Here is a 10,054-nt window from a genome sequence, read left to right as displayed (position 1 = left end):
TAGATCCCCGAAACCCGGTAATCCTTGATCTTCAGTCCGCTCTGGAAATAGTTGTACCACTGCTGCATGGCCTGGCGCTGTTTGGTCTGCAGCAGCTGCTGTGAGATCTGGGGCGCCTGCTGGCTTAGCAGAGCCTGGTCGGGCATGATGTGCTTTTCCACCCGGATCAAATATACCCCGTATTCGGTGGCCACCGGGCTGCCGACCATCCCCAAAGGCTGGTTGAAGGCCGCGCCGAAGAATTCATTGCGGGTGCCCACTCCCGGCACCATGTCATCGCGGGTGATCAGGGCGGTGGTGTCGAACCTGGCCCCGGCGGCGGCCGCCGCCTGCTGCATGGTCTGCCCGGCTTCGATGGCTGATTTTATCTGCTGGGCCAGGGCCTTGGCCTGGTCCATGGCCCGTTCCCTGATGATGGTCATCTTGATGCGCTGTTCCACGTCGGCCAGGGGCTGGATCCCCTCCTTGCGCTTCTCCAGCACCCGGACCACCACCAGCGCCCCTTCGTTCTCCATCACATGACTTACCGTCCCGGCCTTTTCGTCAAAGGCAAAGTTGAGGGCCTCGGGGAATGAGCCCAGTCCAGGAATGTAGGAACCCCGGGGCAGAAAGCCGGTGGGCGTGGCCTGCAATCCTTCGGTCTGGGCCGCCTTATCAAAACCCTCCTGGCTCTTGGCGGTCTTGGCCTGTTCCGCAAAGGACTCGGCCTTGGTGCGCAGCTGGGACAGGGTCTCCTCGCCCGGCTGTATGCGCAGCAGGATGTGGCGGGCCCTTACCTTGAGTTTTCCGGCCTCGGTCTTTCTTTCCTCCAGCTTGACTATGTGCCAGCCAAAACTGCTCTGAAACGGCTTGGAGATCTGCCTGGGCGAAAGCTTGAAGGCCACCTCGGCAAAGGCCGGGTCCATGGTCTCCTTTTCAAAGAAGCCCAGGTCGCCGCCGTTGACGGCCGAACCCGGATCCTCGGAGTACTCCATGGCCAGGGTGTCAAAGTTGGCACCGGGCTTGGCCGCCTGGGAGTAAATGTCGTCTATCTTCAGTTTAAGCTCGGCCAGATCCTTTTCGGTTGGCTCCTTGACCAAAGCCACGAAGGAGATCTTCACCCTCTCCGGGGCCTTGAAGTCGTCCTGATGGGATTTGTAATAGGCTGCTATCTCGGCGGCGGCCACTTCCTGCTGGGCGTTCAGGTACCGGCCCGGATCAACAGCGATGAAGCTGGCCTTGACCTTTTCGTTCTGGTCCTGAAAGGCTTTGATGATCTCCTGGTCCGTCACCCGCACCCCGGCCAGCACCTGCAGGTTCAGCTTCTGCTGGGGCAGCTGCTCCCGCAGCTGGCTCTCGTAATTGTTAAGCCAGGCCAGGTTCTGGGGATTGGAAATGATGGCCTGGTATTTCTGCATGTCGAACTGGCCGTTGGTCAAAAGCTGGGGGTCCTGCATCAGCTCGTTGGGCGGCCGGTTCTTGATGATGCCCACGATCTCCTCGTCGTAGATCCGGATCCCGTACTGGCGGTAGGCCCGCTGCATGATCATGGTGCCCATCAGCCCCTGCCAGGTCTCCTGCTCCATCTGGCGGAAGGTGGCCTCGTCGGGGTCGGCCCCGAACCGGGCCCGGTACTGTTCCCGGCTGCGGCTTAAGGCCTCCTGGTACTGGCGGGTGGAGATCTGCTGCCCGCCGACTTCGCCGGCTATGCCCCGGGCCAGCTTGTCCTGCCTTTTTCCCATATTTCCGGTTCCCATTATGAGATAGCCGAACCCCACCACAAATGAGAATACTACCACCCACATGATAGCCTTCATTTTGCGGCGCATCATTTGCATGACCATAACGATTTTTCTCCCTGCTGCTTATTTGTGCTTGGATTTTTGGTAAAAGTTTAAGAGTTTATCCTTAAATAAGCTTTGGATTAGCATAAACGCGCGAAAAGCTGCCAGACAAGGAACGCGAGTGAAGCGTATCCTCAGCGATACGGTGAATGAGCGTGACACCGTATGGCGGTTTTGCAGCCGTTTATGCCCAAATTGTTATTTGAGGATAAGCTCTCAGTCAGGGTTGCAAGTTCCTAAAGACCCTGACCTTTAATTATAGCTTAAATGGAACGGGGATTCAAGGGAATTTTAGTTTTATGGTTGTCTGCCGGTCGCAAAGGCAAACAGGTCAGCCTGCCGCCAAAAACGCCTTGTAACCCAGATACGAAGCATGCAGGTCAGCCACCGAGACCAGCTCGAACGGAGAGTGCATGGATAACAGCCCCGGGCCGCAGTCCAGCACGTTCATCCCGTGCTTGGCCAGGTACTTGGCCACCGTGCCGCCGCCGCCCTCGTCCACCTTGCCCAAAGCCGCCGCCTGCCAGGGCACCCCGGCCTGGTTGAATACCTTGCGGACATACCCCACGAACTCGGCGTTGGCGTCGCTGGCCCCGCCCTTGCCGCCGTGGCCGGTGTACTTGGTGATGGCTATCCCGAATCCGGCCCGGCAGGCGTTGGACATCTCATGCACGCCCTTGAAGTTCGGCTCCACCGCCGCATTGACGTCGGCCGATAGGGCAAAACTGTTGGCCAGACACTTGCGCAGGCTGCTGTCGGAATATTTGGGCTGGGCCAAGGCCATCAGGTCGCCCAGGAAATTGACGATGAAATTGGCCTGCATCCCGGTATTGCCCTCGGAGCCGATCTCCTCCTTGTCCACGCAGATGGCCACCGCGGTCCGCTCCGGTGTTTTGACGTCGAAGATGGCCCGGACCGAGGTGTAGGAGCAGATCTTGTCGTCCTGGCCGTAGCCGCCCAGAAAGCTCCGGTCAAAGCCCACAAAGCGGGCCGGGGTCAGCGGCACGGCCTCCAGCTCGGCGCTGACGAAATCCTCTTCCTCCATCTTGTACAGCTTGTGCAGGTGTTCCATCACCGCGGCCTTGACCCGCTGCTTGACGTCCTGGTCGGCCACCGGGATCCCGCCGCAGACCAGCAGCATCTCCTCGCCCCGGATCACCTCGCCGGCCTTGCGCTCGGACTGATCCTTCTTGTTGAGGTGGGGCAGGATGTCGGGGATCACCAGGCAGGGATCTTCCGGGTTCTTTCCCAGTGCTATGTCCACGTAAGAGCCGTCCCGGCGGACCACCCGGCCGAACAGCCCCAGCGGAACGTTGACCCACTGGTATTTCTTGACCCCGCCGTAATAGTGGGTCCGCAGCAGGGCCATCTGCAGTTCATCATCCTGGTAGAGCGGGTTCTGCTTCAGGTCCACCCGGGGGGCGTCCAGGTGCGAGGCGATCAGGTTGGCGCCCTGCTCCAGGGGCTTTTTGCCCAGCACCGCCAGCACAATGTTCTTGCTATGATTGAGGGCGTAGACCCGGGCCCCGGCCTGCCATTTTTTCTGCTTCTCCAGCGGCACGAACCCGTGCTTCTGGGCCAGCTTGGTTAAAAACTCCACCGCCAGCCGTTCGGTCCGGCCCTCGTCCAAAAATACAGAATAGTCCTTAGCCAGGGCAAAGAAAATTTTCTTGTCGCTTTCCTTGGCTGTTTCCCAGATCGACTTGGGGTTCATTAAAAGCTTGTGCTCTTTAGCCATGATGGTTCCTTACTCTATATTTGTTTTTGTTTTTTGACTTCATTTTTTGGTCCCCTTGCCCAGTTCCTCGCGCATCAGCTCGGCCCAGGAAGTGGTTGGATATTTTATGACCCCTTCCTCCCAGCACTTAAGCGCTTCCTTGGGATCGGATAACTTGTCCCTGAGCAGCAGGCCCCTATGGTAGCAGGCCTCGGCCGCCAGAGAGGAGTCTTGGGAGGTGCTGAACAGTCTGCCCCAGTACTCGGCCGCTTTTTTATGGTCCCGGGCGCTTAAAGACATTCCGGCCAAACCATAAAGTGACAGGTCGGCCAGCTGGCCGAAAGTGTCGCTTTGGATCACCTGCTTATAGGATATCTCCGACTGGGGGTACTTGAACTGGTTCTGGAGCTTGAACCCTTTGGCCCATTCCTGTAAAAGATTTATTTTATCAGTTTTATGGTCACTAATCAAGAGTAATCGTGACAGGGCATCATTGACCACATCGTTGTCCGAACCCAGCAGGGATGCCTGCCGGTAAAAGGCCAGGGCTCCGTCAAAATCCTGTTCCATCAGGGACTGTTCCCCGGAATGGAAGAGGGCTGGCTGGCGCACCTTCAGGGGCTTGGCGGAATCGCCGAGGACGGAGTAAATTGTCCTGGCGCTGTCGGACATATCCATGGCGATGAAGCATCGGGCCTTCAGGAGCTGGCTTTCGGTCCGCAGAGAATCGGGCCAGGTTCTTTGTTTGCTTTTGATGATCTCCAGCGCTTCGCCTGCCTTATGGCTTTGCTCCAGCAACAGCCGGGACAGCTCCAGCCCGGCCCGGCCGTCTTTCATGCTGCGGTAGACCTGTTCGGCCTTATCGGTTTGACCGTTCTCTGCCAGCAGTCCGGCCAGACGGTGCTGCCAGTAAATTTTATCCGGGGACTCTTGGGAGATGTATTCAGCTACGATGTCTATGGCCAGGCCGGAGGAAAGGCCGGGGGAATTCAGCAGCCGCCGCAGGATCGTTCCCGAAACATTTTTGTCGGAGATCCTTTTGCAGCGGTCCCAGGCCCGCTTAAGATCGGAGCCTTTAAGGTAAAGCCCGGACAGCAGTGCCTGCCAGGCATCGCTCTTGGACTCCCCGGCATCCTCCAGCAGTTTGGCTGTTGGCAGGTAACCGAACACCGGGGCGATCTCTTCTATCTTAAGCCGGGCAATATCGGGCAGGGTTTCAAAAGTGACGGCCCATTCAGGCAAGGCCTGGGGGTAGCTTAATTGGGCCGAGTAGATCTCGGCCAACTCCCGGGCAAAGGCCTTTTTGTTCTTCAGGGTTTTGCGGCTCCAAAGATATAGCTTCAGGTGCTCGTCCTTGGCCCCGGTCTGCTGGAGGATGGTGGCCGCCTGGCGGAACTGGTTTTGGTCCTTGACCGTTTTCAAAACTGTCTGGTATTTTTCCAACGCGGCGGAATGCTTGCCGGCCTTGGCCAATGCCACGGCCTCCTGCCACAGCTTTTGGTCAAGTTTTTGAGCCTGGGTGGAAAAGGCAAGAGTTATAAATATCAAGAATATGGTAAGTTTTATATTCATTACATTGTTAAAGACATTTTCATAATGCTTGTTTTTTTCATTTCTCATACCTCATCTGTATTTTTGCACCATTTTTATAGGTTAAAATAATTGTGTTATCATTTTTATTGATAGTATAATTATCCGGCTTTTCTGTTATGCTTTGTTTTACAATATTACCTTTCGTGTTTATAGTAATGACTTCTTGAAATACCAACTTGCGGTTTTGTGATTTCCCTTTAACAATAACAACTACGCCATCATCATTAAACACTTGTTCTGCAGCAATGACATTATTTTCTGTAAATAGTTCCTTGGAAAACAGCACACTGTCTTTTTCTGCATCCATATAAATAATCCGCTTGCCGTCCCTGCTACGTAGCATTAAATATTTATAATTATCTGATTTTCCAAATATCGTATAACCATTCCAAACCCATTTGGTATTGCCCATCTTGTCGCAGGCTTTTATTGAGCGGCCACTGTCTGTAGGAGTTGTAATATGAAACAACCGGTTATTTATCCAGCCAAATCCAGTTTGAACACCAATACCTTTCAACATTGTAAGTATTTTGCCGCTTTTATCTAACACCCACAATGTCTTACTATAGGAATTTATCAGGCATAGCTCACCATTGGGTGAAATGTCATAGCTCTGCACACCGTCTGGTTTAAGATATTCCCAATTACCAATCTCATTTTTTTGTTTATCATATATTTTGACAATTATGCCAGTCATTTCCAGGTCGCCCATATAAATCTTATAAAGGTATTGGCCATTTTTACTCCATACTTCCGTGGCACCTTCATTTATTGTTTCTTTTTTTCGCCATTCTATGGTACCGTACTTTTGAGCTAACGCACCTGTAATATATAAAGCACTTGTGATCATACCCACAAGCACAAATAAAGTGATATTGCCTATAGTTTCTTTGTTTAATCTTAATGACATGGCTGACTCCTTTTATTTATTTGCCAATAGAACTTTATAGTTAATCTCCGTGTCACTGAGCGTCTGTGGTGTTTCACTGCCCCAGCGACCTATAATACTTCTCCAGCAATTCCCTGTACTCCAGCGGATACGGCTGGTTTCTCCAGTCCGGCAGATTCTTCCAGGCCGGGTCTCCCTGGTTGGGCTTTGCCGGAAAGCCCGGCGCCTGATATTCTCCCGGCTGGGCCTGCCGCTGGGGAGAAGTGTCCTGCTCCTTTAATGAATGCCCGGCCGAAAGCATTCTGGCCAAGATCTTCTCCTGCCGTTCTATGGTCTGGCGGTCAACATTATTCTTCTTCAGGTCCTCCACCACCTTCTCCATCTCCTGCGCCAGGTCGTCCAGCTTTCCGGCCTGGTCGGGCCGGCCCCCGTATTTCTGGTTGAACTCCTCCATCCCCTGGCGCACCGCCTCCTGCTCGGCGGCCAGCCGGGCCATCTGGCTGCGGGCTTGCTGGGACATCCCGCCCTGCTCCCCATCCGCCCCGGCGGACATGGGCATCAGTCCCTGGCTGGCCTGGTTGATGTTCTGCTGCATCCCGGACATTCCCTCCAGGTCGCCCATCATGTCGCCGGACCCCGAGGACCCACCGCTTTTGGAGGAGGACTGGATCAACGCCGCGGCCGACTGGTTCAGCAGACCCTGGGCTGCCTTGCCGCTGGTCCCGGCCTGCTGGCCCCGACCTTCGGAAAGGGACTGGGCGGAGTTCCCCATCTGCTTCCCTGCCTCCTGCAATGCTTGGGCCGCCTGGGGCGAAAGAAGGAAGTTCTTCCGGGTCAGTTCGTCCAATTTCTGTTTGACCCGGGAAGCCTGTCTCTGCAGGACCTGTTGTCTCCAGGCCAGCTCGGCCGGGTCGTCTGAACTATTTTGGATCCTCTGGTTGAGCTGTTCCTGCTGCTGGGAAAGTTTTATCAATTCCTTGGCCTTGTCCCGCATGGCTTTTGAGGCCGCCTTGCTGCGCTGGGAGCCCATGGTGTTCTTGGCGCTCTGCAGTCCGGCCGAAAGTTCGGTCAGGTCGGTCAACGCTTCCTGCTGAAGCTCCTGCGCTTCCCGGTTCTGCTTGGATTCCATCTTCTGCCCGGCCTGGCGCATCTTTTGGGCGGTCTTCTGTTCTTGAGCCTTTTGCATGGACTGCTGCATCTTCTGTGAGGCCTCGCGGTTCCCCTCGTTCATCTGTTTTGACAGTTCGTTCATCAGCTGAAGTGAGGTTTCCAGATCCTTGGCCAGCTGTTCCTGTCTTTGTTTGAGGTTGTTAGAGGCTTCTTTGCCGGGATCTTTTACCAGACTGTCCTTGACCGCCTTCTGCTCCGCCGCCATCCTGTCCGCCTCCTGTTTGAGCAGGGACAGCATCCGCTCCTGCTTGAGTTCTTTGAGCGAGGAGATGGCCGCATCCAGTTTTTGCTGGAACTCCTCCTGGGACAGCTTGAAATTCTCCAGGGCCTGCTCTATCTGTTTCCGGTCCATGTTCTGAAGGGCCTGCTGCATCTGCTCCATCGACCGGCGCATCTCCTCGCTGGCCACCTGGTCAAACAGCTCTTTCAGCTCGGCCAGTTTCTCCACGGTCTGGGGATCGAACTTAAAGCCCTGGGCTTGCCCTGAGATCGAATCGTGACGAGCTGCCGAACGGGCCTGCTGTTTTACGTCCTGACGGGCCTGCTCGGCGGTCTGCTCCATCCGGCTGACCAGCTCCTCCTGCTTCTTCAGGGCCTCCTCCACCGCGGCCTTCTGCTGCCAGTCCATCTTGCGGTTCTCCTTCACCGCCTGGCTTAAGCGTTCCATCTCCTGTTTCAAGGACTGGTTCTGCTTTTGGGCCTGGTCCAGGTTCTGCTGGTAGGCCGAGTCGGCCTGGGCCGCCGACTTGAAGAATTCCTCTTTGGTGGGCACCCGGAATTTCTGGATGTTGGACTTTGAGCTTTTGGGGCCGCTGACCGCATCGTTGTCCCAGACCTCGGCCCAGTATAGCACCGAGTCCCCCGGCAGCAGGAACGACTCGGAACTGTTCCAGGTAAAGAATATCTGGGTGTCGGAAACGGCAGGATATATTTTTAGTGGGTAGAGCTTCTCGAACTGAGTATCCCGGATATGAAGCACGGCCCGGCTCAAGCCGTAATCATCGGAGAACCTGAGCTGGATCTCCGCCGGCAGCGTATATGCTCCAGAGCCGGACAATAGTCCGCCTGTGGCGGGCATTCCCTCAAGCAGGGGGCTTTCATCGGCCGGGGCCAGGATCCCGGCGGCGGGCCGGGCGTCCTCCAGCGCGGTGATGGCATATTCCAGGCCGTGCAACAGGGTGTCCCCGGTCCCGCCTTTGGCCCATAGATGGTATCGTGAATCTTTTTGAACCTTAAAACTCAACTTGAACAAACTATCCTTGATATCCTGGGCATCGCTTACCAGGCCGTCGTCGTGGATCATCCCGGCTGCCTGCAGGGGCTGGCTGGCCCGGGCGGTCAGCGAAACTTTGGTTCCCCGGGGTGCGGTGATGCTGCCGTCGTTCTCCTGAACATACGGGCGGATGCCGGTGTAGGCCGGGGGGGATATCTCCAGCCTGAGATCGCTCAGGGTCAGGGGCTGGTAGACCTGAACTGAATATTCTGCGCTCTGTCTGCGGCCCTGGATGATGCGGTAGCCAAAGGCTTGGCTTACATTCTCAGTCCTGGCGGACAAACGGCCGCTGCCGGCATCCTGGAATTTTATTTTTTGAGACTGGTTGTGTTCCTGGATCAGCAGGTCAAACCTCGAACTGACCGGGTTGGCCAAAGACAACTCCGCCGTAAAGTTTTCCCCCCGGGCCAGCCGGACATTACCGGGCAGGATCTGGACCCCGTCCCAGTCGCCGCAGATGCCGTTGGGATCATGGAACCTTTGCCAGGTCAGTTTGCATGAACCCGGCCAGATCAGCATGGCCAGGGCCATTACCGCAGACAATGCCAGCGCTGCTCCTTTAAGTTTCGGTGACGGGCCGGGAAATATTTTCTTGTGGTCAAGCTGTTCCAGCGCTTTTTCCATTTTGTCCTGCAAGGCCAGTAACAGGTCCGGGGAATAGCCCTCTATGGACAGTTGGGCATCCTCCCACTGCAGTGCGGTGGACAGTTCCTGGCGCAGTTCCGGGACCCGGGCTTCGATCATGGCGGCGATAGTTTTAGGGGAGGCCGGTTTGAACAGGCGATAGAGCAGGTAGATGACGCCGGCTGCGGCCAGGGACAGCGAAGACCTGGCTGCAAAAGACCTGGCGCCGGAAGGCAGGATCAGCAGCACATCCAGGCAATGCCATAAAAGCAGCCAGCCCAGGGAAAGGAGCGCCGCCAGCCACAGCTGTTTTCTGAGCAGAGAAACTCTGTACCTCTGACCGGCCTCTTTCAGTCCTGGATTTACAATGCCTATGTTGTTGTTGTCTGTCACTGCTTATCTCACGGCCTGGTCAGCGCATACCACAATATATTGATCCCCACCTTGACCGCCTGCTCCCGGGTCTCGGGCGGGTCGTTGTGGTCGTTGGTCCAGCCGTCGGAAATATTTGTGTTAAAAGTGTAAAAGACCACCAGCCGCCCCTGGTAAAATAAACCGTAGGCTTTGGGCCGCCCCTTTTCGTGCTCGTGGATCTTGGGCAGTCCGGCGGAGAGATCATAATAACAGGTGAACAGCGGAAAATCCGGCGGGAGTTCCTGCAGTTCGGCCTCCGGGAACACCCGCTTCAGCTCCCGGCGGAAGGAAACATCCATCCCGTAGTCGTCATCGGCGTAAAGAAAGCCTCCCGAGGTCAAAAACAGCCTCAGCCGCTCCACTTCGCGGGCCGTGAACTTTATCTCCCCATGCCCGGTGATGAACAGGAAGGGGTGCAGGAACAGGTCGTCATCGGCGGCCGAGAGCGAGACCTTCCCTGCCTGAACGCTGACCCCGGTGCGGGCCGAGAATTCCTTCAGCAGATTGATCTCCTCCTCGGGATCGTTGTACCAGTCGCCGCCGCCGCCGTA

6 protein-coding genes are annotated in these 10,054 nt (G+C 56.0%); all 6 read right to left on the bottom strand.

Annotated elements, in window-relative coordinates; genetic code table 11:
* Window positions 1-1,823 (bottom strand): peptidylprolyl isomerase (locus tag Q7U71_02835; protein MDO9390689.1); only part of this gene is annotated, 1,823 nt, incomplete at its 3' end.
* A gap of 331 nt (window positions 1,824-2,154) precedes the next feature.
* A complete protein-coding gene (locus Q7U71_02830; protein ID MDO9390688.1) occupies window positions 2,155-3,561 on the bottom strand; it encodes an aminopeptidase in 1,407 nt (468 codons plus the stop codon).
* A gap of 39 nt (window positions 3,562-3,600) precedes the next feature.
* Entirely contained in the window at window positions 3,601-5,088 is a 1,488-nt protein-coding gene (locus tag Q7U71_02825) for a hypothetical protein (GenBank protein ID MDO9390687.1), read from the bottom strand.
* A 61-nt stretch (window positions 5,089-5,149) separates the two neighbouring features.
* Complete coding sequence (locus Q7U71_02820) at window positions 5,150-6,043, bottom strand: hypothetical protein (protein ID MDO9390686.1); 894 nt, start codon at window positions 6,041-6,043, stop codon at window positions 5,150-5,152.
* 73 nt (window positions 6,044-6,116) lie between these two features.
* Entirely contained in the window at window positions 6,117-9,482 is a 3,366-nt protein-coding gene (locus tag Q7U71_02815; GenBank protein MDO9390685.1) for a hypothetical protein, read from the bottom strand.
* A gap of 8 nt (window positions 9,483-9,490) precedes the next feature.
* A partial coding sequence (locus tag Q7U71_02810; protein MDO9390684.1) for a DUF4159 domain-containing protein occupies window positions 9,491-10,054 on the bottom strand: 564 nt, incomplete at its 5' end.

Source organism: bacterium (genome assembly GCA_030655055.1).
Classification (GTDB): domain Bacteria; phylum Edwardsbacteria; class AC1; order AC1; family EtOH8; genus UBA5202.
The sequence above is the reverse complement of the archived record's forward strand: the minus strand, read 5'-3'. Positions and strand labels throughout refer to the sequence as shown.